Source organism: Streptomyces sp. NBC_00247 (assembly GCF_036188265.1).
Classification (GTDB): Bacteria; Actinomycetota; Actinomycetes; order Streptomycetales; family Streptomycetaceae; genus Streptomyces.
The window spans coordinates 1,390,798-1,416,292 of record NZ_CP108093.1 but is presented as its reverse complement, the minus strand read 5'-3'; the positions used below and the strand labels follow the sequence as shown (position 1 = coordinate 1,416,292).

20 protein-coding genes are annotated in these 25,495 nt (G+C 73.5%); 19 read left to right on the top strand and 1 reads right to left on the bottom strand.

Annotation, left to right across the window (positions count from 1 at the left end):
* Window positions 1–77: 77 nt before the first annotated feature.
* From OHT52_RS05575 to hflX, 18 genes are all read left to right on the top strand, one after another.
* Window positions 78–935 (top strand): TauD/TfdA dioxygenase family protein, encoded by an 858-nt coding sequence (locus OHT52_RS05575; RefSeq protein WP_328719019.1) that lies wholly within the window; start codon window positions 78–80, stop codon window positions 933–935.
* Between the two features lie 14 nt (window positions 936–949).
* Window positions 950–2,557: a GMC family oxidoreductase gene (locus OHT52_RS05570; RefSeq protein WP_328719018.1), complete on the top strand. Its 1,608-nt coding sequence runs from the start codon at window positions 950–952 to the stop codon at window positions 2,555–2,557.
* Between the two features lie 144 nt (window positions 2,558–2,701).
* On the top strand, window positions 2,702–4,078 hold the full coding sequence (locus OHT52_RS05565) for a hypothetical protein (protein WP_328719017.1): 1,377 nt from the start codon (window positions 2,702–2,704) through the stop codon (window positions 4,076–4,078).
* Window positions 4,079–4,090: 12 nt separating this feature from the next.
* A complete protein-coding gene (locus tag OHT52_RS05560) occupies window positions 4,091–4,789 on the top strand; it encodes a class I SAM-dependent methyltransferase (RefSeq protein WP_328719016.1) in 699 nt (232 codons plus the stop codon).
* Window positions 4,790–4,803: 14 nt separating this feature from the next.
* Complete coding sequence (locus tag OHT52_RS05555; RefSeq protein ID WP_328719015.1) at window positions 4,804–6,096, top strand: diaminopimelate decarboxylase; 1,293 nt, start codon at window positions 4,804–4,806, stop codon at window positions 6,094–6,096.
* Window positions 6,078–6,899, top strand: coding sequence for a 2,3,4,5-tetrahydropyridine-2,6-dicarboxylate N-succinyltransferase (locus tag OHT52_RS05550; RefSeq protein ID WP_328719014.1), 822 nt, complete (start codon window positions 6,078–6,080; stop codon window positions 6,897–6,899). Before OHT52_RS05555 ends, OHT52_RS05550 begins: the two co-directional genes overlap by 19 nt.
* A 3-nt stretch (window positions 6,900–6,902) precedes the next feature.
* Entirely contained in the window at window positions 6,903–8,171 is a 1,269-nt protein-coding gene (locus tag OHT52_RS05545; protein WP_328719013.1) for an aminotransferase class I/II-fold pyridoxal phosphate-dependent enzyme, read from the top strand.
* Window positions 8,168–9,415: an ATP-grasp domain-containing protein gene (locus OHT52_RS05540; RefSeq protein ID WP_328719012.1), complete on the top strand. Its 1,248-nt coding sequence runs from the start codon at window positions 8,168–8,170 to the stop codon at window positions 9,413–9,415. Before OHT52_RS05545 ends, OHT52_RS05540 begins: the two co-directional genes overlap by 4 nt.
* 1 nt (window position 9,416) lies before the next feature.
* Complete coding sequence (locus tag OHT52_RS05535; RefSeq protein WP_328719011.1) at window positions 9,417–10,622, top strand: ATP-grasp domain-containing protein; 1,206 nt, start codon at window positions 9,417–9,419, stop codon at window positions 10,620–10,622.
* Complete coding sequence (locus OHT52_RS05530) at window positions 10,619–11,161, top strand: cupin domain-containing protein (RefSeq protein WP_328719010.1); 543 nt, start codon at window positions 10,619–10,621, stop codon at window positions 11,159–11,161. Before OHT52_RS05535 ends, OHT52_RS05530 begins: the two co-directional genes overlap by 4 nt.
* 13 nt (window positions 11,162–11,174) lie before the next feature.
* The gene (locus tag OHT52_RS05525) at window positions 11,175–12,461 is read left to right on the top strand and encodes an MFS transporter (RefSeq protein ID WP_328719009.1); all 1,287 of its coding nucleotides are present in this window, start codon (window positions 11,175–11,177) and stop codon (window positions 12,459–12,461) included.
* A 3-nt stretch (window positions 12,462–12,464) separates the two neighbouring features.
* Window positions 12,465–13,682 (top strand): ATP-grasp domain-containing protein, encoded by a 1,218-nt coding sequence (locus tag OHT52_RS05520; protein ID WP_328719008.1) that lies wholly within the window; start codon window positions 12,465–12,467, stop codon window positions 13,680–13,682.
* The gene (locus OHT52_RS05515) at window positions 13,666–15,228 is read left to right on the top strand and encodes a DUF885 family protein (protein WP_328719007.1); all 1,563 of its coding nucleotides are present in this window, start codon (window positions 13,666–13,668) and stop codon (window positions 15,226–15,228) included. Before OHT52_RS05520 ends, OHT52_RS05515 begins: the two co-directional genes overlap by 17 nt.
* A 405-nt stretch (window positions 15,229–15,633) precedes the next feature.
* A complete protein-coding gene (locus OHT52_RS05510) occupies window positions 15,634–16,071 on the top strand; it encodes a hypothetical protein (RefSeq protein WP_328723624.1) in 438 nt (145 codons plus the stop codon).
* Window positions 16,072–16,104: 33 nt separating this feature from the next.
* Window positions 16,105–16,980 (top strand): diaminopimelate epimerase, encoded by an 876-nt coding sequence (dapF, locus tag OHT52_RS05505; RefSeq protein ID WP_328719006.1) that lies wholly within the window; start codon window positions 16,105–16,107, stop codon window positions 16,978–16,980.
* A gap of 148 nt (window positions 16,981–17,128) precedes the next feature.
* Entirely contained in the window at window positions 17,129–19,114 is a 1,986-nt protein-coding gene (locus OHT52_RS05500) for an HD domain-containing protein (RefSeq protein WP_328719005.1), read from the top strand.
* Between the two features lie 123 nt (window positions 19,115–19,237).
* Window positions 19,238–20,752 (top strand): M1 family metallopeptidase, encoded by a 1,515-nt coding sequence (locus OHT52_RS05495; RefSeq protein WP_328719004.1) that lies wholly within the window; start codon window positions 19,238–19,240, stop codon window positions 20,750–20,752.
* 130 nt (window positions 20,753–20,882) lie between these two features.
* Window positions 20,883–22,403: a GTPase HflX gene (hflX, locus tag OHT52_RS05490; RefSeq protein WP_328719003.1), complete on the top strand. Its 1,521-nt coding sequence runs from the start codon at window positions 20,883–20,885 to the stop codon at window positions 22,401–22,403.
* 73 nt (window positions 22,404–22,476) lie between these two features.
* On the opposite strand, the gene OHT52_RS05485 is transcribed toward hflX, so the two are convergent.
* Window positions 22,477–23,700 (bottom strand): trypsin-like serine peptidase, encoded by a 1,224-nt coding sequence (locus OHT52_RS05485; RefSeq protein WP_328719002.1) that lies wholly within the window; start codon window positions 23,698–23,700, stop codon window positions 22,477–22,479.
* A gap of 391 nt (window positions 23,701–24,091) precedes the next feature.
* Between OHT52_RS05485 and OHT52_RS05480 the strand changes: the two genes are divergently transcribed.
* On the top strand, window positions 24,092–25,471 hold the full coding sequence (locus tag OHT52_RS05480) for a diaminobutyrate--2-oxoglutarate transaminase family protein (RefSeq protein ID WP_328719001.1): 1,380 nt from the start codon (window positions 24,092–24,094) through the stop codon (window positions 25,469–25,471).
* Window positions 25,472–25,495 lie beyond the last annotated feature (24 nt).

Below are 25,495 nucleotides of genomic sequence, written 5' to 3'. Positions count from 1 at the left end.
CCCGCCCGGCCCCGTGATCCGTGCGACGGACCCGGGCGCCGCCGACGTACCGACCGACCCCCAGGGAGTACCCCTTCATGCTCGAACTGGTCCCCATCACCGACGGCATCGGCACCGAGGTCCGCGGCATCGACGTCACCCGGCCGCTGTCCGACCGCGACTTCGACCGGATCTACCAGGCCTGGATCGACACGACCATCCTGCTCGTCCGCGGCCAGGACATGACGCCGGAGCAGCACATCGCGTTCACCCGGCGCTTCGGCGAGGTGTTCGCCTACACCCGCTCGCAGTTCAACGACGCCGAGTACCCCGAGATCCTCATCCTGTCCAACCTCACCCAGGACGGGAAGCCGATCGGCTCGGCCTACAGCGGGCGCGTCTGGCACAGCGACGGCGCCTACCTGACCAGTCCGCCGGTGGGCTCCATGCTGTACGCCCGCGAGATACCCCCGGCCGGGGGCGACACCTGGTACGGCAACATGTTCGCCGCGTACGAGGCGCTGCCGAGGGCCGTCAAGGAGCGCATCGAGGACCTGAAGGTGATCATCAGCCGGGTCCAGTCGCGCCCGTACAACTACCCCGACCGGCCGGCGCCCACGGAGCAGGAGCGCGCCGAGTGGACCGAGGTGGCGCACCCGCTGGTCCGCCTCCACGAGGAGAGCGGCCGCAAGGCCCTGTACGCGGGCGGCAACGTGCCCTGGCGCATCGAGGGCCTGTCCGAGGACGAGAGCGCACCGCTGATCACCTTTCTCCAGGAGTTCGCGATCCAGCCCCGCTTCACCTACCGCCACCAGTGGCAGGTCGGCGACATCGTGCTGTGGGACAACCGCAGCGCGATGCACCGGGCCACCCCGTACGACCAGGTCAACCACCGGCGGCTGCTGCACCGCACCACCGTCACCGGCCGGCGCGGCGCCACCGCCGCGGCCGCGTGAGGGGGCGGGCCACGGTGAGGTACGACTACGTCGTCGTCGGCGCGGGCGCGGCGGGCTGCGTGCTCGCCGGCCGCCTGACGGAGGACCCCGCGATCCGCGTGCTGCTCCTGGAGTCGGGCAGCGAACGGCGCAGCCCGCTGCTCAACGTCCCCGCCGCCGAGACGGTGCTGATGGGGAACCCGAAGTACGACTGGTGCTTCGAGACCGACGCCGACCCGACCATCGAGGGCCGCAGCGTCGGCATCCCCCGGGGCCGCCTGCTCGGCGGTTCCAACCAGATCAACGGCATGATCTTCGTACGCGGCCAGCGCCACGACTACGACGACTGGGAGGCCCTGGGCAACCCGGGCTGGTCCTGGGAGGGCGTCCTGCCGCACTTCCGCAGCCTGGAGCGGGTCAGCGGCATCGACGGCGCCAGCCGGGGCCGCGACGGGCGGATCGCCGTCGGACTGCCGCGCGACCGCGACGAGCTGACCGACGCCTTCCTCACCGCCGCCGTCAAGGCCGGCTACCCCGAGAACCCGGACTACAACTCCGGGGACCAGGAGGGCTTCGGCTACTACCAGGTCAACCACGAGGAGGGCCGCCGCTCCTCCGCCGCGGGCACCTACCTCAAGGCCGCCCGCAGCAGGCCCAACCTCACCCTGGTCACCGAGGCGCACGTCACCGGCCTGCGCTTCGACGGCAAGCGCTGCGTCGGCGTCGACTACCGGCGGGGCGAGGGCGAGCACCGCGCCGACGCGGCCCACGAGGTGATCGTCAGCGCCGGGACCGTACAGTCCCCGCAACTGCTCGAACTCTCCGGCATCGGCTCGGCCGCCCACCTCGGCGACGTCGGGGTGCCCGTGGTGCACCACCTGCCCGGCGTCGGTGAGAACTTCCGCGACCACTTCGCCGCCCGGCTGCGCTGGCGGGTGCGCCGCCCGGTCACCTTCAACGAGCGCTCCCGCGGCCTCGGTCTGGTCCGCGAGATCGGGAAGTACGCCCGCGAACGGCGCGGCCTGCTCAGCCTGCCGATCGCGCTCGGTCACGGCTTCGTCCGCTCCGACGACTCCCTGACCCGCCCCGACCTCCAGTACCACTTCGCGCCCGCCAGCTACGGCGGCGGCCGCAGCCGCCGCCTGGACACGGCCCCCGGCATGACCCTGGGCGTCTACCCGCTGCGCCCCGAGTCCAAGGGCTCCGTCCACATCCGCTCCCGGCAGCCGCTGACCCCGCCGTCGATCCGCACCCGCTTCCTCGAATCGGAGACCGACCGCGCCACCCTCGTCGCGGGCATGCGCATCGGCCGCCGCATCGTCGAGGAGCCGAGCCTGGACGCGTACCGGGCGTTCGAGCTGCTGCCCGGCAGCGACGTCCGCTCCGACGACGAACTGCTCGCCTACGCACGGCAGTACGGCGACACCTCCTACCACCCCGTGGGCACCTGCCGGATGGGCGACGACCCGCTGGCGGTCGTCGACGCACGGCTGCGGGTGCACGGCGTCGAGGGCCTGCGCGTCATCGACGCCTCCGTCATGCCGGCCATGGTCTCGGGCAACACCAACGCCGCGAGCATGATGATCGGTGAGAAGGGCGCCTCCCTCGTCCTGGCCGACCACAAGGACAGGACCCGCGCGTAGGCCGTGCGGTGAAGTCCCGCCTGTCCGGCGACGCCTGGCACACACGCTCGCCCACCACACGACCCGGCCGCCGCCCCGGGGCCGTACGCCGGCCGCCCCGCGGGCCCACCTCCTCCAGCAGCCGATTCCAGAACGGGAACCCCCATGCCTGAAAACCCCACGGTGGACCGCTTCGACTACCCGTCCAACCTCACCAGGGCCGGCTCGTACCGCACCCACCGCAGCGCCTTCTGGCCCCCCGCGGACAGCTACGCCCTGGGCTGCCTGGATCTCGCCGGGGCCGCCCCCGACCTCGGCGAGGGGTTCCGCCCGGCCCTCGCGGACCTCCGCGTCGCCGTGGAAGCCGAGTGGCAGCGGGTCAAGGAGATCGGTATCCCCGCGCGCCGCCGTTTCAACGACCCGGCGGCGATCGCCCAGGCGGTGCGCGGCGTCGCCGAGCACCTGCCGGGCGAGGCCGACCGGCGGGCCGCGGAACTGCGCGCCACCGCCGTCCAGGACGGCTACGACGACGACATCCTGCGCGAACTCGCCTCCCTCCAGGAGCAGATCACGCTCGTCGCCGGCCAGGTCTCCACCTGGTACGGCAAGGAGGTCCGGGGCCTTCCCACGGCCTTCGCCTGCCGCGCCGACGAGGCGCGCCAGCAACTGGTCACCGATGCCCTCGCCGACCGCGACGAGGTGGCCGGCTACCTGCGCGGTCTCCACGCCGACCTGCGCCTGGGCGACCTGCCGGCCTTCGGCGCCGCGGAACTCTTCTTCATGGCCGGAGAGGGAAACCTCCACCCCAAGCACATCGCCTACTTCCTCCCCGAGGACGAAGGCGTGAAGCACTCGCCGTTCAAGAAGACCTACTACTTCGCCAACGCGCACCGCGCCCTGCTCTCCACGGTCTCCGCGCCGTTGGCCCGGCGCTTCCTCGACATCGGCGTGGAGTTCGACCCGGCGCACGAACGCTTCGCCGCGATCCCCACCCTGGGCGTCCTCAGCCACGAGCTCGGCCACTTCGCGCACCGGCCCGCCACCGAGTACAAGGACCTCAACGCCGCCGACCGGTGGGCCTCGGTGGTCCTCCAGGAAGTCGCCGCCGACGTCTTCGGCATCCTCATCCTCGCCGAGGTCTGGGCGCCCCGCCTGGGCATCGACCCGGCCGACTGCGTCGCGTACTACCTCGCCGAGTGCCTGCGCTACACCGACCGCGGGCTCGGCCACTTCCCCGACAGCGACGGGATGTTCCTCCAGCTGTCCTACTTCGTCCAGCTCGGCGCCCTCGACCTGACCGGCACCCCGCACCTGACGGGAACGCCGCAGGTCGTCCTCGCCGGACTGCGCTCGCTGGCCCGCGTCCTGGCCGACACGCTCCTGGCCACCGACACCGACCGGGCCCTCCACCTGCACCGCGGCTACGGCCCGGCCACGACCGCCCCACTCGCCCCACTCGTCGAGCGCCTCCGTCCGGAGCCCTTCCGGTCTCTCGAGTACACGCAGGAACACCTCCACTCCGCCGCGACCTCCGGCCGCTGAAAGCGAGACACGATGATCACCGAGGCGAACCAGGATCTGGGTCAGGTACGCGACTACTACACGGCGCAGCGCTCGACCAGTGGCGACGGCGGGACCATCTACGCCATCTGGGAGAAGGGCGGGGCGTTCAACGATTCGGTCACCCCGTCCACCTACGTGCCGGAGTACCGCTCCCACATGGCCCTCAAGCTGCTCTCCCTGAGCGACGAGGGAGCGTCCGTCTTCTCGCTCGGCTGCGGCAACGCCGCCGTCGAGGGCGTCGTCGCCGGACTCGGCCGGACCGTGCGCGGGATCGACTACAACGAGGAGGCCGTCCAACTGGCCCGCCAGAAGGGTGTCGACGCCTTCGCCGCCGACTTCTACACCCTGCGGCCCGCCGACGTCGCGGGCGCCGACATCATCTACGCGGACGGCTTCCTCGGCCACCTCTTCGACGCCGACCGGGAGACCACGCCCGTCCTGGACAAGCTGGCCGAACTCCGCCCCAAGTCCGGCTCCTACCTGGTCTTCTCCAACGACGCGCCGCAGGACCGCGAGGCGCACTTCGCCCCCCACCAGCGCGTCGCCGACTTCTGGTACCTGTCCAAGGACTACCTCGCGGAACGCCTCGAAGCACGCGGCCACCGCGTGGTGGAGAGCTACTACTTCCCCTACCTGCGCCCGGTCAGCGGCATGCGCAACCGCACCATCTGCATCGCACGCGTCGCGTAGCGGAGGAGGAAGCCGTGCCCGTCTCCGACACCTTCGCCGCACGCCTGAACCCCCTCCTGGGCGACCTGGTGGCCACCTACGGAACGCCCTTCCACATCTACGACGCCGCCGGCATCGTCGACACCTACCGCGCCATGACGGACGCCTTCGCCGGCGAGCCCTACCGGCAGTACTTCGCCGTCAAGGCCCTGCCCAACCCGCACGTCCTCGCCCTGCTCCTGGCCGAGGGAAGCGGCCTGGACTGCGCCTCCCCGGTGGAGCTGGGACTCGCGGGCAGCCTCGGTGCCGGCCCCGGCGACACCGTGTTCACCTCCAACAACACCGCCCGCCACGAATTCGAACTCGCCCACAAGACCGGCTCGTTGGTCACCTTCGACGACCTCACCGCCCTGGACCGCTGCGACCCGCTGCCCGACACGGTCGCCTTCCGCGTCTCCCCGCACGGACTGTCGGCCGGCTCCCGCCTGATGGGCGACGCGCAGGCCACCAAGTTCGGCGTGCCCGTCGGCCAACTGGCCGACGCCTACCGCGAGGCGAAGGCACGCGGCGCCCGCCGGTTCGGCATCCACGGCATGACCTGCGCCAACGAGCTCGACGTCGACCGTGCCGCGCGCGCCGCCACCGACGTCGTCGAACTCGGCGCCCGCGTCGCCGAAGACGTCGGCATCCAGCTGGACTACGTCAACGTGGGCGGCGGCCTCGGCATCCCCTACCGCCCCGAGGACCGGCCCTTCGACTTCCGCCGATACGCCGAGGCCATCCTCGCCGCCCGCCGTGCCGCCTTCCCCCGTTCCGCGCCCCGCGTCCTCATGGAGTGCGGCCGTTACGTCACCGGACCGCACGGCGTCCTGGTGACCACCGTCATCAACCGGTGCGGCAAGGGCCGCGAGGTCGTCGGCGTGGACGCCTCGATGTCCGCGCTGATGCGGCCCGGCTTCTACGGCGCCTACCACCACGTCACCCTGCCCTTCGCACAGGGCCGCGCCGAGGCGCCGTACGACGTCGTCGGCTCGCTCTGCGAGAACATGGACAAGTTCGCGATCGACCGGCCACTGCCCGATCCGCGCGAGGGCGACGTCCTCCTGGTGCACGACACCGGCGCGCACGGCCACGCGATGGGCTTCACCTACAACGGCCGCCTGCGCCCCGCCGAACTGCTGCTCACCGGCGACGGCGACATCGTCGAGATCCGCCGCGCCGAGACCTACGACGACTACGTCAGTACCGTGCCCGGCACCCCCGCTTCCGTCCTCCCCGCCACACCGCACGCACGACAGGAGCGCCCCGCATGTACTCCCGACCGCTGATCGAGGACGCCTGGGAGCGCCGCGCCGCGCTGACCGAGGCCGAGCTCGCCGAGCTCGCCCCGCACGTCGAGGCCGGACTCGACGCCCTGGACCGCGGCGAACTGCGCGCCGCGAACCCCACCGACGGCACCTGGGCCGCCGATCCCTTCGTGAAGAAGCTGATCCTGCTCTCCTTCCCGCTCGGCACGAACACCCTCGCCGACGCCGGCCCGGGCCGCCCCAAGAGCTACGACAAGATCCCGCTGAAGTTCGAGCACTGGCAGGGGCCGGACTTCGAGAAGGCGGGCATCCGGGTGGTACCGGGCGCGGTCGTCCGGCGCGGCGCCCACATCGCCCCGGGCGCCGTCCTGATGCCCTCCTTCGTCAACATCGGCGCCTACGTAGGCGCCGGCACGATGATCGACACCTGGGCGACCGTCGGCTCCTGCGCCCAAGTGGGGGAGCGCTGCCACATCTCCGGCGGCGCGGGCCTCGGCGGCGTACTCGAACCGATCGGCGACAGCCCCGTCGTCATCGAGGACGACGTCTTCGTCGGCGCCCGGAGCGAGATCGCCGAAGGAGTACGGGTACGGCGCGGCGCCGTCATCGGCATGGGCGTCTACCTCGGCGCCTCCACCCCGATCGTGGACCGCGCGACCGGCGAGGTGACGCGCGGCGAGGTCCCCGAGGACGCCGTCGTCGTCGCCGGCACCCGGACCGACCCCCGCCACCCCGGCCTGGCCACGTACGCCGCGGTCATCATGAAGTACGCCGACGAGCGCACCCGCGGCAAGACGGCCCTGAACGACCTGGTGCGGGACTGACCCATGAGCCCCCTCGCCGGCGCCTTCGCCCGGCTGCGCGCACTGAACGACGGCGTCCCCGCCCCGGCCGGCCTCGCCCCCGTCCAGCTCCACCTGGGCGAGTCCCGGCTCGGCACGGGCGGCGTCGACGCCACACTGCTGGCCGACCCCGACGGCTGGACCCGCTACCCGCCGCTCGGCGGCACGCCCGCCCTGCGTACGGCGTACACCGGGTGGCTGCGCCGGCGCTTCGGCGCGGGCCCGATGCTGGACGGCCGCACCCTCGCGGTCGAGCCCACCCCGGGCACCAAGCAGGCGCTGGCCACCGCACTGGCGCTGGCGGTGGAGCGCGTACGGGGCGCGGGCGGCGGGCCGGTGGAGCGCGTAGGGGGCGCGGAGGGCGGGCCGGCGGAGCGCGTACGGGGCGCGGAGGGCGGGCCGGTGGTCGTCATGCCCAACCCGTTCTACCCGACCTACCACGCCGCCACCGAGGCCGTGGGCGCCCGGCCGGTGTTCTACGACCCCCGGGGCGGTCCCGCCGCACTGGAGGAGGCCGTCGCGGCGGCGGGCGGGGCCGTCGCCGCGGTCATCGTCTGCGACCCGGGCAACCCGCGCGGCGAACTCCTGCCCGCCGAGTTCCTGGGCGCGGCCACCCGCGCCGCCGTCACGGCCGACGCCCTGCTCCTCGTCGACGAGTGCTACACCGACCTGTGGCTCGCCCGGCCGCCGGCCGGATACCTGGCGCTGGTACGCCGCGGCGCCGTCCACCCGGAACGGTTCCTGGTCCTGCACACCCTGTCCAAGCGGTCCGGCGCGCCCGGCTTGCGCAGCGGCTTCGCCGCCGGGGACCCCCGGACCGTCGCCGACTACGCCCGCCACAACCAGGCCTGCGGCGTCCCGACCCCGCTGCCCGTGTGCGCCGCCGCCGCCCGGCTGTGGGACGACGACGCCCACGTGGAGCGGGCCCGCGCCCGACTGGCCGTCAACTGGGCCCTCGCCGACCGCGTCCTGGCCGGCGTCCCCGGCTACCGGCGGGCCGACGCCGGGTTCTTCCTCTGGCTGCCGGTCGGCGACGACGAGGCCGCCGCCCGCGCCCTCTGGCGCGACCAGGCGCTGACCGTCATGCCCGGCCGCTACCTGGCGGCCGGCGGACCCGACGGCACCAACCCCGGCGCCGGACACCTGCGCGTCGCCCTCGTCCACGACGAGCCGCTGATGCGCGAGGCCCTGCACCGCCTGCGCGCCGGACTGACCCGCACCTCACCCCTTCTCTGCGAGGACGTCTCCGCATGACGCTGACGCGACCCGACGACAAGCCGCTCCTGCTGGTCATCACCAGCGGCCTGCGGCGGTACCGCGAGTACCTCCTGGCCTCCATCGCGGGCAGCTACCGCGTCCACCTCATCGACGCGGTCGCCCCCACCTGGGAACTGCCGTACCTGTCCGGCCACACGGTCGTCCCCGACACCGGAGCCGGGCCGGTCCTGCGGGCCGCCCGCGAGGTCGCGGCCGGGGCGCCGGTCGCCGGGGTCATGAGCTGGCACGAGGAACACATCGTGCAGGCGGCCCTGGTCGCCGAGGCGCTCGGCCTGCCCGGCACGGCGCCGGACGCCGTGCGGCGCTGCCGCGACAAGTACGCCACCCGCACCGCGCTCGCCGAAGCGGGCCTGCCCCAGCCGGAGTTCGCGCTGGCCGGAAGTCTCGACGAGGCGCTCGCCGCCGCCGGCAAGCTCGGCTGGCCCGTGGTCATCAAGCCGCGCGCCGCCGGGGGCAGCCAGGGCGTCGTGCTGGTCCGCGACGCGGACGAGCTGGCCGACCAGTTCGACGCCACCCGGGGGGTCCACGTCCCCCACAACCCCGACTTCACCGAACTGGTCCTCGTCGAGGAGTACCTCGACGCCCCCGAGGTCAGCGTCGACGCCGTCGTCCACCAAGGCCGCGTCACCCCCGTCTTCGTCGGCCGCAAGGAGGTCGGCTTCCCGCCGTACTTCGAGGAGACCGGCCACCGCGTCAGCGCGGACGACCCCCTGCTCACCGACCCGGAACTGCTGGCGGCCCTCAGCGGCATCCACGAGGTCCTCGGCTTCACCGACGGCTGGACCCACACCGAGCTCCGGCTCACCGCCCGGGGACCGAAGCTGATCGAGGTCAACGGGCGCCTCGGCGGCGACCTCATCCCCTACCTCGGCCTGCGCGCCACCGGCATCGACCCCGGTCTCGCCGCCGCCGACGTCGCCTGCGGCGTCACCCCCGACACCACGGCCGGCAGGACGGCCCACGCCGCGATCCGCTTCTTCTACCCGCCCGCCGACGACACCACGATCGGCTCGCTGGACTTCGACCGCAGCGAACTGCCCGCCTGTCTGGACCTGTTGGAGCCGCTCGTCGGGCCGGGCGACGTCGTCTCACCGCCCCGCAAGGGCCTCATCGACGGCCGCGTCGCCCTCGCCTCGGCCGTCGCCGACACCGCCGAGGAGTGCGCCGCCGCACTCGACCGGGCCGAGCGGGCGCTCCGGCTGACCGTGGCAGGTGCGTGAGATGCGCGTCCTCGTCATGCACCGGGTGCCCGACGCGTTCGTACGGTACGCGCGCAACCTCGACCACATCCGCCACCAGGTCACCTACGTCAGCGTCCCCGAACGGGCCGCCACCCTCCCCGCCGACGTCCCGGCCCGCCGCGTCGAACGCCCCGGCACCGGCGACACCGCGGCCGAGGTGATCGCCGCCGTCAGCGACCTGCCCCGCCCCGACCTCGTCGTCGCCCTGTCCGAGTACGACCTGCTGCCCGCCGCCCGGGTCCGCGAGGCCCTGGACGTCCCCGGCCCGCGCGTCGCCGACGTCCTGCCCACCCGGGACAAGGTCGTCATGAAGACGGCCGTCGCCGCCGCCGGCCTGCGCACACCGCGCTACGCCCCGCTGGCCCGGGCCCTCGCCCACGGCGTCGAGTGGACCGGCCGCAGCGTCCTCAAGCCCCTCGCGGGCGCCTCCAGCGAGGGCATCACCACGTACCCGACGCCGGACGCCGCCCTCGCCGCCGTGCGCGACGGCTCGGCGCGCGTGGACGTCGACGACTTCGAGATCGAGGAGTTCGTCGAGGGCCCCATCACGCACATCGACGGAGCCGTCACCGCGGGCCGTCCGCTCGCCGTCGTCGCGAGCCGGTACCTCGGCACCTGTCTCGGCTACGCCCAGGGCGCGCCCCTGGGGTCCGTGCAGACGGACACACCGCCCGCGACGGTCGACTTCACCCTCGCCTGCCTGCGCGCGGTCGGCATCACCGACGGGCCTTTCCACCTGGAAGCCGTCGAGACCCCGCAGGGCCCGGTGTTCCTGGAAGTGGGCGCGCGCGTCGGGGGAGCGGACGTCGCCGACAGCTTCGAGCTGGCCACCGGCGTCCACCTGCCCTCCGTCCAACTCCGGCTCCTGACCGGCGAGTCGGCCTGGGTGCCCGAGCCCCCGGCCACCGACCCCGACGCCCGGTACGGCTGGTTCGTCGTCCCCGGCCACACCCTCGGCTCCACCCACTGCCGGATCGACGGCGAGAAAACCTTCCGCGACGACCCCGTCGTCCACCGCTGGGTGCAGCGCGCCCCGCACGAACCCGTCACGGCGGCCCTCACCTACGCGGACGCCGACATCCCCCTCGCGGGCGTCGTCGGCCCCGCCCCCACACCCGTACTGGAACGTTTCCTCACCGGCCTCTTCGCCTCGGTGACGGTGGAACCCGCAAAGGACCCGCGATGACCGTCGAGCCCCGCCTCGTCGTGGCCGCGCGCACGGCCGACGGCACCTCCGTGGTCGCCGCCGACGCGCCCGTCCCCGGCATCACCGTCGACGCCTGGCCCGGCTCCCGCTTCCACCTCGCCTGGGGCACCCCGGACGGCGGCGCCCGGGTCGGCGACGGCCTGCCCGAGCCCGTGACCCTGCCCTTCTTCGCGGGCACCGGCGGCACCCGGCTGCTGTTCGCCCGCTACGAGCCGGACCGGTCCGTGCCCGCCCCGACCGGCGACCCGGACGCGCTCGCCGCCGAGGTCAAGGAGCGGCTGCCGGGCCTGTGGGAGGTCTTCGAACCCGGCGGCACCGGCATGCACGCCACCGACACGCTCGACTACGGCATCTGCCTGGAAGGCGAACTCCACCTCGAACTCGACGACGGCAAGGAGGTCCTGATCACCCCGGGCACCTGCGTCGTCCAGCACGGCACCCGCCACACGTGGCACAACCGGGGGACGGCCGCGGCCCTCATGTGCTTCGTCGGCATCGGCGCCGCACGTGACCGCTGATCGGAGCACACCCATGGATCCCAAGGCCGCAGTCCGGTCGTGGCTGCCCGCGGGCGGCAGCGCCCGCCGGCTCGTCGCGGCGTCGTTCGTCGACTCCCTCGGCACCGGACTCTTCCTCGCGGGCTCGGCCCTGTTCTTCACCCGCGCCCTCGGCCTGTCCGCCGTCCAGGTCGGCATCGGCCTGTCCCTGACCGGCCTGGCCGGGTTCCTCGGCATGGTCCCCACCGGCAGGCTCGCGGACCGCATCGGCGGCAGGAACGCCATCGTCGCCCTCTACCTGTGGCGCGGCGCCTGCTTCGTCGTCTACCCGTTCGCCCACGAACCCGAGGTCTTCTACGTCGTCGCCTTCCTCATCGGGGTCGCCGAGTGGGGCGGCGGACCGATCGTCCAGGGCATCGTGGGCGCCGTCGAGAGCGACACCGACCGGGTCCGCACCATGGCCGTGATCGCCTCCGTGCGCAACGTGGGCTTCAGCGCGGGCGCCGTCCTCGCCTCGCTGGTCCTGGCGATGAACAGCGTCACCGCTTTCTCCGCGCTCGTGCTCGTCGACGCCCTGACCTTCTTCGCCGCCGCGACCGTACTGTCCCGCCTGCCCGCGACCGCCAACGTCCGCTCCCCGCGCGCCGGGAAGGGCGGGGCGCCCCCGACCCGCGTACGCGACCCCCGGTTCCTGGCGCTGGCGTTCCTCAACGGGGTGCTGTTCCTGCACTCGGTGCTGCTCGCCGCCGCGCTTCCGCTGTGGATCGCGACCCGCACCCAGGCGCCCACCTGGGTCCTGGGCGCCCTGGTCGTCCTCAACACCGCCCTGGTCATCCTGTTCCAGGTCCGCCTCAGCGGCGGTGCCGACGACCTGCGCAACGCCGCCCGGCGCCAGCGCTGGTCGGGCTGGTGCCTGGCGGCGTGCTGCCTGCTCACGGCCCTGACCGCCGAGGTCGGCCCGGTCGCGGCGACCGTGCTGATCGCCCTCGCCACGGTGACGCTCACGCTCGGCGAGATCTGGCAGTCGGTCGGTGCCTGGCGCCTGTCGTACGCGCTCTCCCCGCCGCAGTCGCGCGCCTACCACCTGTCCGTCTACGAACTCGGAACCAGCGCAGCCTCGGCCGTCGGCCCGGCGCTGATCACCTGGGCGGTCGCCGGGAAGGGACTGGGCGGCTGGGCGGCCCTGGCCGCGGGCTTCGCGGCGGCCGGGTCGGCGGTGGTCGTCATCGCGGCGGCCGCCCAGCGCGGGCTGGCGCCCGACGAGCCCGACGAGCCGCGCGAGCACGCGCGCGAGCCACACGAATCAACCCGGGAGAGGTGATCCATGCACGGGCAGAGACTGCTGCTGGTCGGAGTGGGAGTGACCGGACGGCCCTACATCACGGCCGCCCGGCGGCTCGGCGTACGGGTCCACGCGGTCGAGACCGCGCCCCGCGCCGAGGCGCTCGCCGGACTCGCCGACGAGGTCACGGTCTGCCGGGGCGGCTCGGACGAACTCTGGTACGAGGCCGCCTGCGAGGCGGTACGCCACACGCGCCCCGACGGGGTCGTCGCCTTCAGCGAGCCCCACGTCCTGGCCGCGGCGCTCGTGCAGAACGAACTCGGCCTGCCCGGACCGTCGTTGCGGGCCTCCGTGCTCTCCCGCAACAAGGCCCTCCAGCGGGGCCGCTTCGCCGCCGCGGGCATCGGCCAGCCCGAGTTCCTGGTCACCGAACGGCTCGGCGAGGGCCGCGACTGGGCCGCGGGACGCTTCCCGGTGGTCGTCAAGCCACTGTCCTCGGCGGGCAGCGCGGGCGTCGAACTCGTCGGTGACCGCGGCGCGTTCGAGGACGCGGTGGCCCGCAGGGACACCGAGGGCCGGCTCCTCGTGGAGCGCGCGGCGACCGGCCCCGAGTACAGCTGGGAGGCGCTGGTCCGCCACGGAAAGGTCTGGTTCGCCAACCTGACCGCCAAGGAGACCACCGGCCCGCCGTACTTCGTCGAGGTCGCCCACCGGGTCGCCACCGGGGCCGACGCCGCCACCCGGGCGACCGTCGCCGACCTCGGTGGAGCCGTCCTCGACGCCCTCGGCATGGACACCGGCATCGTCCACCTGGAGTTCCGCCTCACCGCCAGGGGCCCGGCGGTCATGGAGGTCGCGGTGCGCACCCCGGGCGACCACCTGATGGACCTGCTCGGCGACGCCTACGGCATCGACTGGTACGAGATGGTCGTACGCCTGGCCCTCGGCGCCGACCTGCCCGCACCGCCCGCCGCCCCCCTGCGGCACACCGCCGGCTACCTCCCGTCGGCCCGCCCCGGCACGGTCACCGAAATCCGCGGCCTCGACGAGGTCCGGGCCCACCCGCACGTCGTGGCGGCCGAGGTGACGGCCGCCCCCGGCGATACCGTCGCCCCGGCCCGCTCCTCCGTCGAACGCGTCGGCCACGTCCTGCTCTCCGCCCCGGACCCGGGAACGCTGGAAGTCGCCCTGGACGACGTGCGCACGACGCTGCGCGTGGTGACCCGCCCGGGAGGACTCCCCGATGACGGGACTTCGTGACCCCAGGGTCCGCGCAGCCGTCGAGCTCGACCTGGCCCACGCCCGCGAGTACGCGGGACTGCACGCGTACGACGGCACGCTCCAGGACCTGTCACCGGCAGGCGTCGCGGCGGCCCTCTCCCGCCTGGGGGAGGGCACCGCGCCCGCGGACGCCTTCGACGCCGAGGTGCTGGAGGTCCACGAGGACGGACTGCGCGCCCGCTTCGCCGAAGCGGAGCTGCACCGCCGCGATCCTCTGCTGCACCTGGCCGCCATGGACCTGGCCTGCTACGACCGCGCCTACGCACCCGCCGAGGACCGCCGCCGCGCCCGACAGGCGCACCTGGCGGCCTGGCCGGACGCCGTGGACAACGCCGTGACGGCCCTGGACCGGGTGCCGTCCCCCGTCGCACGCGCGGCCCTCCCCTCCCTGCGCGGCCTCGCCCAGGACGCCACCGGCGACGAGCCGGCCCTGGCCGCCGTGCGACGGCTGGTCGCGCACGTCGAACGGGCGGCGGACACCGGCCCCCCGTCGGCGGCCCTGGGCGAGGCCGCGTTCCTGCGCCTGCTGGGGGCGGGGGAGGCAATGACGTACGGCACCGCCGCGCTGACGGACACCGCGGACCGCGAACGGGTCCGGCTGTGGGCCTTGTTGGAGCAGGCGGTGGAACGCCTCGCCCCGGGCGTACACGTACGCCGGGTCGTCCCGGCCCTGATGAAGGACCACCCCACCACCGCGGAGGGCGTGTTCGCCCAGGCGCGGGCCCTGCTGACCGAGGTGACGTCCTTCGCGGTGACCCGTGACCTGATCGCCGACCCCGGCGGCGAGTGCCGGGTGGGCCCGGCCCCCGCGTCCCGCGCCTACGCGCAGGCCATGATGTCGTGGTCCGCACCCTACGAGCAGGACGCCCCCAGCTGGTACTACGTGGTCCCGCCGGACCCGGCCTGGCCGCCGCACGAGGCCGAAGAGTGGCTCTCGGTCTTCAGCCGCACCTCCCTGCCCGCCATCACTGTCCACGAGGTCACCCCGGGCCACTACGCCCACGGCCGCGCCCTGCGTGCCCTGACCGGCGACGTGCGCAGGTCCCTGGAGTCCCCGGCGTTCGTCGAGGGCTGGGCCCACTACGCCGAGGAGTTGTACGCCGAGGAGGGCTTCCGCGCCCACGACCCCCGCTACGTCATCGGCATGGCCCTGGAGGCGCTGCTCCGCGTGACGCGCCTGACCTGCTCCATCGCCCTGCACACGGGAGCCATGACGGTCGACGAGGCCGCGGCGCGCTTCGAGGCGGACGCGTTCCTGCGCGGGCGCTCGGCCCGTGCCGAGGCCCTGCGCGGCGCCGTCGAGCCCACGTACGGCCGTTACACCCTGGGCAAGACGGAGATCCTTCGGGTCCGCGACCAGGCCCGCGCCCACTGGGCCGGCGACTACACGCACCGCCGCTTCCACGACGCGCTCCTGTCGCTCGGCATGCCCCCGGTCGGCCTGCTGGCGAGGGCCGTCGTGGGCGACCTGGCCGCTGCCGTGCCACCGACCGTCCGACGCACCCCCACAGGTGGCAAAAGCTGACGCCCGAGGGGGAGTTGTCGGTGCGCGGGGTGGTCGCCGGCGCCGGAGCCCCGCCGGCTCCTCCACCCGCGGGAAGTTCTGCGCCCGGGGCCGCGGCTCTCGCGCGGCCGGCGGGGGCGGGGGGACGATACGGACTCCTGGGTGGCGGGCAGGATTCCCCGGACCGCCCGGAGAAAGATCCGTCTCCGGCCCAATTGGGCGCTGACCTGGGGCTATTGCTGACCCCCTACCGATCCGTCGACCGGCGACAGGCGTCTGACCTGCATAAACCCTGAATGAGGGGCTATAACAGCCTGATCACGTGATGGCATCGGGACGCCCCGGGCGTCCTTTCCGCCCGCGTGGGCGTGCCATCATCGAGCATCGATGGATTCCGGAAGTTCCGAGTGGGGAGGGCGCGTGGCGATGGAAGCCGGCCCTCGTGACACGGAGCAGGAGGCGGCGGAGAGGCGGCTCGCCGCCGACCGGCTGAACTCCGACCTGCCCGACGAGAGCGTCGTGGCGCCCGAGGTCGAGGTCGAGCTCCGCCCCGCCCGCAGGCTGCGGATCTGGCAGCTCGCCCCGATCGTGGTGCTCGCCGCGACCGGCTCGCTGATGTTCGCGTTCCCGCTCGCCTTCGAGTTCGGCGACGGCGGTGCCGTCGTCGCCATGCTCGGCCTGCTGATCAGCGGCTGCGCCGCCGGCTGGGGCATGATGGCCGCCCGCCGCGTCGGACACACCTGGCCCGGCCTGCCCGCCCGCGGCTCCGGCACCCGCCCGGACTGGCGGGTGATCGCGCTCTACGGCGCGTGCGTCCTCGCCCTCGTGGGCCTGGCCGTCTGGCGCGTGGCCCGCCTGCGCTGACCGGGCGCACCCCGGCGCCCGTACAGTTGCCTTGTGAGCACCGAGCAGATCACCTTCTTCAAGGGTCACGGCACCGAGAACGACTTCGTGATCATTCCGGACCCGGACAACGCCCTCGACCTGCCCCCGGCGGCCGTCGCGCGGCTCTGCGACCGCAGGGCCGGCATCGGCGGTGACGGACTGCTGCACGTCGTGCGCTCCGCGTCCCACCCGGAGGCCCGCGCCATGGCGGGCGAGGCCGAGTGGTTCATGGACTACCGCAACGGCGACGGTTCGATCGCCGAGATGTGCGGCAACGGCGTGCGCGTCTTCGCCCGCCACCTGCGGCGCGCCGGACTCGTCGAGGAGGGGGACCTCGCGATCGCCACCCGCGGCGGGGTCAAGCGGGTGCACCTCGCCAAGAACGGCGACATCACCGTCTCCATGGGGCGGGCCGAGCTGCCCGAACGGGGCGTGGCCGTCACCGTCGACGGCCGGAGCTGGGAAGCGCGCAACGTCAACATGGGCAACCCGCACGCCGTCGCCTTCGTGGACGACCTGGCGCACGCCGGGAACCTGTTCACCGAGCCCGCGTACAGCCCCGCGGAGGTGTACCCCGAGGGCGTCAACATCGAGTTCGTCGTCCGCCGGGGCACCCGCCACGTCGCGATGCGGGTGCACGAGCGCGGTTCCGGCGAGACCCGCTCCTGCGGCACCGGCGCCTGTGCCGTCGCGGTCGCCTCGGCCCGCCGGGACGGCATCGATCCCGCGGTGACCGGCACGCCCGTCACGTACACCGTCGATCTGCCCGGGGGCTCCCTGGTGATCACGGAACACCCGCACGGCGCCGTCGAGATGACCGGACCGGCCGTCATCGTCGCCGAAGGGGTCCTGGACGGGGACTGGCTCGGATCGGCGCTCGGACGATAACCCGACCACGTTTCGCTCGAACGGGTGATCCGCTTCACGCTGAGCGAGAGGCGGACTGCCGTACGTGGTGGGGTCGGTAGCATCAAGCACCGGCCCGGGGACACCAAGGTCTGCCTCTCACCGCCGGTCGACGTCGCCGGAGGTGCCCATGAGTGCAGAGGCCGCCAGTCCAGGTGTCCCCGTCCGCAAACGCTCCCGTCCCCGGATCGATCTGCGCAGACTCGGCCGGGTGGCGCTCCTCGGCCCGGTCTCCCGGGGAAGACTGCCGGACGCCATCGGCCATGTGGCGGAGGCGCACCGCGCGCATCACCCGGACGCCGACCTCTCCGTGCTGAGCCGGGCCTACGTCCTCGCCGAGTCCTCCCACCGCGGACAGATGCGCAAGAGCGGTGAGCCCTACATCACCCACCCGCTCGCCGTGACCCTGATCCTCGCCGAACTCGGCGCTGAGACGACGACTCTGACGGCCTCTCTGCTCCACGACACCGTCGAGGACACCGAGGTGACGCTGGATCAGGTGTCCAAGGAGTTCGGCGAGGAAGTCAGTTATCTCGTCGACGGCGTCACGAAGCTGGAGAAGGTCGACTACGGCGACGCCGCCGAGCCCGAGACCTTCCGCAAGATGCTCGTCGCCACCGGTAACGACGTCCGGGTCATGTCGATCAAACTCGCCGACCGCCTGCACAACATGCGCACCCTCGGGGTGATGCGGCCGGAGAAGCAGGTGAGGATCGCCAAGGTCACCCGGGACGTGCTGATCCCGCTCGCCGAACGCCTCGGCGTGCAGGCGCTGAAGACCGAGCTGGAAGACCTCGTCTTCGCCATCCTCCGCCCCGAGGAACACGCGCACACCCAGACGCTGATCGCCGAGTCGGAGAGCGGGCACAGCCCCCTCGACACCATCGCGCAGAACGTCCGCGGCGTCCTGCACGAGGCCGGTATCAGCGCCGAAGTCCTCATCAGGCCGAGGCACTTCGTCTCCGTGCACCGGGTCCGGACGAAACGCGGGGAACTGCGCGGCACCGACTTCGGCCGGCTCCTCGTGCTGGTCGGCGAGGACGCGGACTGTTACGCGGTCCTCGGTGAACTCCACACCTGTTTCACCCCGGTGATCTCCGAGTTCAAGGACTTCGTCGCCGCCCCCAAGTTCAACCTCTACCAGTCGCTGCACACCGCGGTCGTCGGCCCCGGCGGCGCGGTCGCCGAAGTCCTCATCCGCACGCACCGGATGCACAAGGTCGCCGAGGCGGGAGTCGTCGCCCTCGGCAATCCCTACGCGCCGGACACCGCTGCCCCCGCCGGGGAAGAACCGTCCGACGGCGAACGCGCCGACCCCACCCGGCCCGGATGGCTCTCCCGGCTGCTGGACTGGCAGGAGTCCGCGCCGGACCCGGACACCTTCTGGAGCACGCTGCGCGCCGATCTCGCGGAGGACCGCGAGATCACCGTCTTCCGCACCGACGGCCGCACCCTCGTCCTCCCCGCCGGCGCCAGCTGCGTGGACGCCGCCTACGCGCAGTACGGCGACGGGGCGCACCGCTGCATCGGCGCGCGGGTCAACGGCCGCCTCGCCACCCTGGCCACCTCCCTGGGCGACGGCGACACCGTGCAACTGCTGCTCGCCCGCGACACCGCCTCCGGCCCCTCCAGGGAGTGGCTCGACCACGCCCGTACCCCCGCCGCGCGCATCGCGATCGCCGGCTGGTTCGACGCCCACCCGGAGGACGCGGCCTCCCAGGACGCCGAGGACGCGCGGTACGCCCCCGACGCCGAAGGTCCGGCCGGGGCGGAGCCCGGTGGCGGGGACGCCGGCGGGCTCGACTGGCCCCCCTCGCACTCCTGGCGGCCCGGGACGGCCGCGGAGACCGGCGACGCCGAAGAGGCGGGCGCCGACGCCTCCGAGTGCCTGGTCACGCTCGTCGCGGAATCCTTCGGGCGCCCCCGGCTCCTCGCCGACCTCACCGAGGCCATCGCGACCGCCGAAGCCGCCATCGTCTCCGCCACCGTCGAGCCGCCCAGCGAGCAACGGGTGCGCCACACCTACACGTTGCAGCTCACCGACGCGGACGGCCTGCCCGCCCTCGTACGGGCCATGCGGGACGTCGCCGGGGTCTACGACGTCAGCCGCGCCTGACAGCCTCCGAGAGCCGGTGCCGGGCGGGCCCCGCCGCCGGGCGGCCCGCCCGGCCACCTCGTTCGGGTGGCCCGGCAGCGCGGCGTCCCCCGCCGGGGCGATCACCGCTGATAGCGGTGATCCATGCCGCCCACCTCCCGCCGCCTGCGCACCGTCCTGCTGGCCGCCGCGTCGGCCGGCCTGATCGCCGCCGCACCGCCCGCCCCTCCCGGAGGCGGCCCCCTCGGAATCGGGGACCGGCTCTTCCCCACGCTCGGCAACCCCGGGTACGACGTCCTCTCGTACGACATCTCCCTCGACTACGGCGGCCTCGGCACCGAGCCGATGGAAGCCGTCACCGTCATCGGGGCACGGACCACCGAGCCCCTGGACCGGATCAACCTCGACTTCGCCCGGGGCGAGGTCCGCTCGGTCGCCGTCAACGGACTGGCCGCCCGGTTCAGCGGCGAGGACGAGGACCTGATCGTCACGCCGGCCGCACGGCTGCCCGCGGGGGTGCCGCTGCGCATCACCGTCCGGCACACCAGCGACCCCGACCAGGGCAAGGACAGCGGCGGCTGGGTGCGCACCGCCGACGGCCTCGCCCTCGCGGCCCAGGCGGACGCCGCACACCGGGTCTTCCCCTGCAACGACCACCCGTCCGACAAGGCGTACTTCACCTTCCGGATCACCACCCCCGAGCGGCTCACGGCCGTCGCCAACGGACTCCCGACCGGGGTGAGCCACCAGGGCGCCACGGTGACCCGGACCTTCCGCACCGCGCACCCGATGGCCACCGAGCTCGCCCAGGTCTCCCTCGGCACCTCCGCGGTCCCGCACCGCAGCGGCCCCGGCGGCCTGCCGCTGCGCGACGTCGTCCCGGCGGCGGACGAGGCGGTCCTCGAACCCTGGCTGAGCAGGACGCCGGGCCAGATGGAGTGGATGGAGCGGCAGGTCGGCCCCTACCCCTTCGAAACGTACGGGCTGCTGGTCGCGGACACCGTCACCGGCTTCGAGCTGGAGACCCAGACCCTGTCGCTCTTCGAGCGGCGGCTCTTCACCGGGGACACGCACCCCGCGTGGTACGTCGAGTCGGTGATGGTCCACGAACTGGCGCACCAGTGGTTCGGCGACAGCGTCTCCCCGGCGTCCTGGTCCGACCTCTGGCTGAACGAGGGGCACGCGAGCTGGTACGAGGCCCGCTACGCCGAGGAGCGGGGCGGCCCCACGCTGGAGCGCCGCATGCGGGACGCGTACACCGGCTCCGACGGCTGGCGGGCAGCCGGCGGGCCCCCCGCCCGCCCTGCCCTGCCGGCCCCCGGGAACAAACTCGACCTGTTCCGGCCGGTGGTCTACGACGGCAGCGCCCTGGTCCTCTACGCGCTGCGCCAGGAGATCGGCGAGGACGCCTTCGGCCGGCTGGAGCGCGCCTGGGTGCGCGGGCACGCGGACGGGTCCGCCACCACGGCCGATTTCGTCGAGCTCGCCTCGCGCGAGGCCGGACGCGATCTCTCGGTTTTCCTCGACGGCTGGCTGTACGGGGAGACGACCCCCGCCATGCCCGGCCACCCGGAGTGGCACGCCACCGCCCCGAAGGCGGCGGGACCGGCCGCCCCGTCCCCGCACCCGGGCCGGGGCGCCGCGGGGAAACCCGCATGACGGGCCCGGCGGGCGCATGCCAGTATCAGGGGGTCGGCAACGAGGCCGGGCCGGTGAATCCCCCGGGAATCATCCGGAGACGTGACGCGTTGTGACAGTCACCACGGGAAATCTTCGACGTAAGGATCCAATGACCTCCTCTTCCTCCCTTCCCCAGGACGCGCAGGACGCGCAGAGCGCCACGGAGTCCGCCTCCGCACGTGCCACCGAGAGCCTTCGGGCCGACGCCCTGATGGAAGAGGACGTCGCCTGGAGCCACGAGATCGACGGGGCGCGGGACGGAGAACAGCTCGACCGCTCCGAGCGTGCCGCGCTGCGACGCGTGGCCGGCCTCTCCACCGAGCTGGAGGACGTCACCGAGGTCGAGTACCGGCAGCTCCGTCTGGAGCGTGTGGTGCTCGTCGGCGTGTGGACCTCCGGGACCGTGCACGACGCCGAGATCTCCCTCGCGGAGCTGGCCGCCCTCGCCGAGACGGCGGGCGCCCAGGTGCTCGACGCCGTCTACCAGCGGCGCGACAAGCCGGACCCGGCCACCTACATCGGTTCCGGCAAGGCGCTGGAGCTGCGCGACATCGTGCTCGAATCCGGTGCCGACACCGTCGTCTGCGACGGTGAACTCAGCCCCGGCCAGCTCATCCACCTCGAAGACGTCGTCAAGGTCAAGGTGGTCGACCGGACCGCGCTGATCCTCGACATCTTCGCCCAGCACGCCAAGTCCCGGGAGGGCAAGGCGCAGGTCTCCCTGGCACAGATGCAGTACATGCTGCCGCGCCTGCGAGGCTGGGGCCAGTCGCTCTCCCGCCAGATGGGCGGCGGTGGTTCCAGCGGCGGTGGCGGCATGGCCACGCGTGGTCCCGGTGAGACCAAGATCGAGACCGACCGGCGCCGCATCCGCGAGAAGATGGCGAAGATGCGCCGGGAGATCGCGGAGATGAAGACCGGCCGCGAGATCAAGCGGCAGGAGCGCAAGCGCAACAAGGTGCCCTCGGTCGCCATCGCCGGCTACACCAACGCCGGCAAGTCGTCCCTGCTCAACCGCCTGACCGGGGCCGGTGTCCTGGTGGAGAACTCGCTGTTCGCCACCCTGGACCCGACCGTCCGCCGGGCCGAGACGCCCAGCGGCCGGCTGTACACCCTGGCCGACACCGTCGGGTTCGTACGGCACCTGCCGCACCACCTGGTCGAGGCGTTCCGGTCCACCATGGAGGAGGTCGGCGACTCCGACCTCATCCTGCACGTGGTGGACGGCTCGCACCCCGTCCCCGAGGAGCAGCTCGCCGCCGTGCGCGAGGTGATCCGGGAGGTCGGCGCCACCAAGGTTCCCGAGATCGTCGTGATCAACAAGGCGGACGCGGCGGACCCGCTGGTCCTGGCGCGGCTGCTGCGCGCGGAACCGCACGCCATCGCCGTCTCGGCGCGTACCGGCGCCGGGATCGACGAGCTGCTCGCGCTGGTCGACGCCGAACTGCCCCGGCCGTCCGTGGAGATCGAGGCCCTGGTCCCGTACATCCAGGGCGCCCTGGTCTCGCGGGTGCACGCCGACGGCGAGGTGATCTCCGAGGAGCACACCGCGGAGGGCACCCTGCTCAAGGCGCGGGTCCACGAGGAACTCGCCGCGGAACTCGCGGTGTTCGTCCTCGCGGCCCACTGACCGCGACAGCCGTTCACGACGCCGGAGGCCCGGCCGCTCCCCACCGGGAACGGCCGGGCCTCCGGCGCGAGCGTCACTGCCCGGCGTACTTCCGGCTCACCCCTTCGTAGACCGCCTCGGCCTCCTTGCCCAGGCGCGGCCCCGCGAGCCAGCCCGCCGTGACCGGGCCGATCGAGGTGTTGGAGAACAGGGCGGGCTTGCCGTCGGCGCCCTCGCCGACCCAGCCACCGCCCGAGGCGCCCCCGGTCATCGAGCAGCCGATGCGGTACATCGTGGGCTCGCCTTGGAGCACCGAGAGCCGGCCCGGGGTGTCGTCGCACTGGAACGCCCTCTGCCCGTCGTACGGGGGAGCGGCCGGGTAGCCGGTCGCCGTCAGCGAGGAGATGCCGGACACCGCGGGCGCGTCGAAGTCGACGGGCAGCGCGTAACCGACCGTCTCCTCCAGCGACTTGGCCGACGCGCCGGTCTCCGGCGTCACGTGCAGCACCGCGAAGTCGTACGGGGCGCCCTGGCCACCGGTCGACGCGCCCTCGGCGATCCACTGGTCCGAGGTGGAGGCCCAGTCGCTCCACCAGACGCCGTAGGGAGCGATCTCCTCCTTGGTGGCGCTCTCCAGCTTCGCCGTCTCCATACCGCTGTCGTTGTACCCGGGGACGAAGGCGATGTTGCGGTACCAGCCGCCCTCCTTGCCCGCGTGCACGCAGTGCCCCGCGGTCCACACCAGGTTCGACTTGCCCGGGTGCGCCGGGTCCTTCACCACGGTGGCGGAACAGACCATCGAGCCCTCGGGCCCGTCGAACAGCAGCTTGCCGCTCTCCGGAACGCTGTCGTGGTACGGAGTGTGCGCCTCGGCGGCCTCCCGGACGGCGGGGGTCGGGTCGGTCACTCCCTCGTCACCGGAGATGTCGTCGGCGACGGGCTGCTCCGGAGAGGTGTCGGCGTCCCGCATCCGCTCCGGGTTCCAGAGGTTCTCGATGATCGGGTTGACGTAGTCCTTGGCCTCACGGAGCCACTGGTCCTTGTCCCAGTTCTTCCACTCGCCGTTCCGCCACTTGTCGAGATCGATCCCGTGCTCCTTGAGCCGGTTCTTCAACTCGTCCGGGATGACGATCTTCCCGTCCGAGGAGGCCGCGGCCGAGGCGGTGGGCTCCCCGGACGCGCCGTCCTCCTCGGGCCCGCAGGCGGTCGCCGTGAGGGCGAGTACCGTCGCGAGGGCGGCGGCCGCCAGCACGGACGAGGACCCGCGGCGCCCGCCCCTCCCGTTCCGGGCCGCATCGATCGGGTGAATGGGTCGCATCTGGTGATCCCCCTGGGACTTCGTCGTTCGTCGCTGCGTACGGCACCCCGGTCACCCCGGTGCGCCATGCCTGTCCGCTTGCGCGGTGCCGTGCCGTGCGGGAGGGAGCGGGAACGCCCCTTGCCCCGCGCCCGGCCGGGCAACGGCCCTATGCTGAGCGGCCTCTACTATGCCGGTGCTGTCGAAGACCGTGCCGGGCAGGTCCGTGGTTCCGCTCCGTCGAGTACCGCCGCCGCAAGGAACTTCCGATGTACCCGTGATCCCCGGCCCGTTGGCTCGTTGGTCCGTACGGGGGACACACGCCCGGAGTCCACCCGCGCGTTCCGCCGCCGGGAGAACGTACTCCGGGACGACGTGCAACACGACCGTGAACGCAGGAGGATCAACAGCCGTGGCCGTGACCGAATCAGCACCGGCGGCCCCGGCCGCGGCGCACGAGGGCATTCTCCGCCGCCAGTCGTCGCGCGAGTCGGCGGCGCGCACCTACGCGCGCTCCCTGCCGATCGTGCCCGTGCGGGCACGCGGGCTGACCATCGAGGGAGCCGACGGCCGCAGATACCTCGACTGCCTCTCCGGCGCGGGCACCCTGGCGCTCGGCCACAACCACCCCGTGGTGCTGGAGGCCATCCGCAAGGTCATCGACTCCGGCGCACCGCTGCACGTGCTGGACCTCGCCACCCCCGTGAAGGACGCCTTCACCACCGAGCTGTTCGCCACGCTCCCCGGCGAACTCGCCCGCGACGCCCGCATCCAGTTCTGCGGACCCGCCGGTACGGACGCCGTCGAGGCCGCCTTCAAGCTGGTGCGCGCGGCCACCGGCCGCACCGGACTGCTCGCCTTCACCGGCGCCTACCACGGCATGACCTCCGGCGCGCTCGACGCGTCCGGCGGTGCCACGGACGTCCGCGTGACACGCCTGCCCTTCCCGCAGGACTACCGCTGCCCCTTCGGGATCGGCGGGGACCGGGGAGCCGAGATCGCCGCCCACTGGACCCGGCACCTGCTGGACGACCCCAAGGGCGGAGTGCCCGCCCCGGCCGGGATGATCCTCGAACCCGTGCAGGGCGAAGGCGGGGTCAACCCCGCGCCCGACGCCTGGCTGCGCCGGATGCGCGAGATCACCGCCGACCGGTCCATCCCCCTCATCGCCGACGAGGTGCAGACCGGCGTCGGCAGGACCGGCCGCTTCTGGGCCGTCGAGCACAGCGGGGTGGTGCCCGACGTGATGGTGCTCTCCAAGGCCATCGGCGGCTCGCTGCCGCTCGCCGTGATCGTCTACCGCTCCTCGCTCGACCTCTGGCGGCCCGGCGCCCACGCCGGCACCTTCCGCGGCAACCAGCTCGCCATGGCGGCCGGCGCGGCCACCCTCGCGTACGTCCGCGAGAACGGCCTCGCCGAACGCGCCGCCACGCTCGGGGAGCGCATGCTCGGACAGCTTCGCGAGCTGGCCGGGCGCCACCCCTCCATCGGGAACGTCCGGGGGCGCGGCCTGATGATCGGCGTCGAACTCGTCGACCCCGAGGCCGCTCCCGAACACGACGGCGGCCCGCCGCCCGCCGACCCCGCCTTCGCCGTCGCCGTGCAGCAGGAATGCCTGCGCCGCGGACTCATCGTCGAACTCGGCGGACGGCACGACGCCGTCGTCCGGCTGCTGCCGCCCCTCACCCTCACCGACGAACAGGCGACGGCGGTCCTCGACCGCCTCGCCGACGCGCTGCAAGCCGCAGAAGGCTCGCCGCACCGGCGGGCCGCCGCCGGGTCGCTCCGCTGACCCCGCAACCCCTCACAAGGAAGA

Coding starts and splice junctions, on each gene's coding strand:
- OHT52_RS05550 (WP_328719014.1), top strand. CDS start 6,078: ATGTACTCCCGACCGCTGATCGAGGACGCCTGGGAGCGCCGCGCCGCG.
- hflX (WP_328719003.1), top strand. CDS start 20,883: ATGACCTCCTCTTCCTCCCTTCCCCAGGACGCGCAGGACGCGCAGAGC.
- OHT52_RS05545 (WP_328719013.1), top strand. CDS start 6,903: ATGAGCCCCCTCGCCGGCGCCTTCGCCCGGCTGCGCGCACTGAACGAC.
- OHT52_RS05515 (WP_328719007.1), top strand. CDS start 13,666: ATGACGGGACTTCGTGACCCCAGGGTCCGCGCAGCCGTCGAGCTCGAC.
- OHT52_RS05565 (WP_328719017.1), top strand. CDS start 2,702: ATGCCTGAAAACCCCACGGTGGACCGCTTCGACTACCCGTCCAACCTC.
- OHT52_RS05500 (WP_328719005.1), top strand. CDS start 17,129: ATGAGTGCAGAGGCCGCCAGTCCAGGTGTCCCCGTCCGCAAACGCTCC.
- OHT52_RS05525 (WP_328719009.1), top strand. CDS start 11,175: ATGGATCCCAAGGCCGCAGTCCGGTCGTGGCTGCCCGCGGGCGGCAGC.
- OHT52_RS05495 (WP_328719004.1), top strand. CDS start 19,238: ATGCCGCCCACCTCCCGCCGCCTGCGCACCGTCCTGCTGGCCGCCGCG.
- OHT52_RS05520 (WP_328719008.1), top strand. CDS start 12,465: ATGCACGGGCAGAGACTGCTGCTGGTCGGAGTGGGAGTGACCGGACGG.
- OHT52_RS05530 (WP_328719010.1), top strand. CDS start 10,619: ATGACCGTCGAGCCCCGCCTCGTCGTGGCCGCGCGCACGGCCGACGGC.
- OHT52_RS05575 (WP_328719019.1), top strand. CDS start 78: ATGCTCGAACTGGTCCCCATCACCGACGGCATCGGCACCGAGGTCCGC.
- OHT52_RS05535 (WP_328719011.1), top strand. CDS start 9,417: ATGCGCGTCCTCGTCATGCACCGGGTGCCCGACGCGTTCGTACGGTAC.
- OHT52_RS05510 (WP_328723624.1), top strand. CDS start 15,634: ATGGAAGCCGGCCCTCGTGACACGGAGCAGGAGGCGGCGGAGAGGCGG.
- OHT52_RS05560 (WP_328719016.1), top strand. CDS start 4,091: ATGATCACCGAGGCGAACCAGGATCTGGGTCAGGTACGCGACTACTAC.
- OHT52_RS05540 (WP_328719012.1), top strand. CDS start 8,168: ATGACGCTGACGCGACCCGACGACAAGCCGCTCCTGCTGGTCATCACC.
- OHT52_RS05485 (WP_328719002.1), bottom strand. CDS start 23,700: ATGCGACCCATTCACCCGATCGATGCGGCCCGGAACGGGAGGGGCGGG.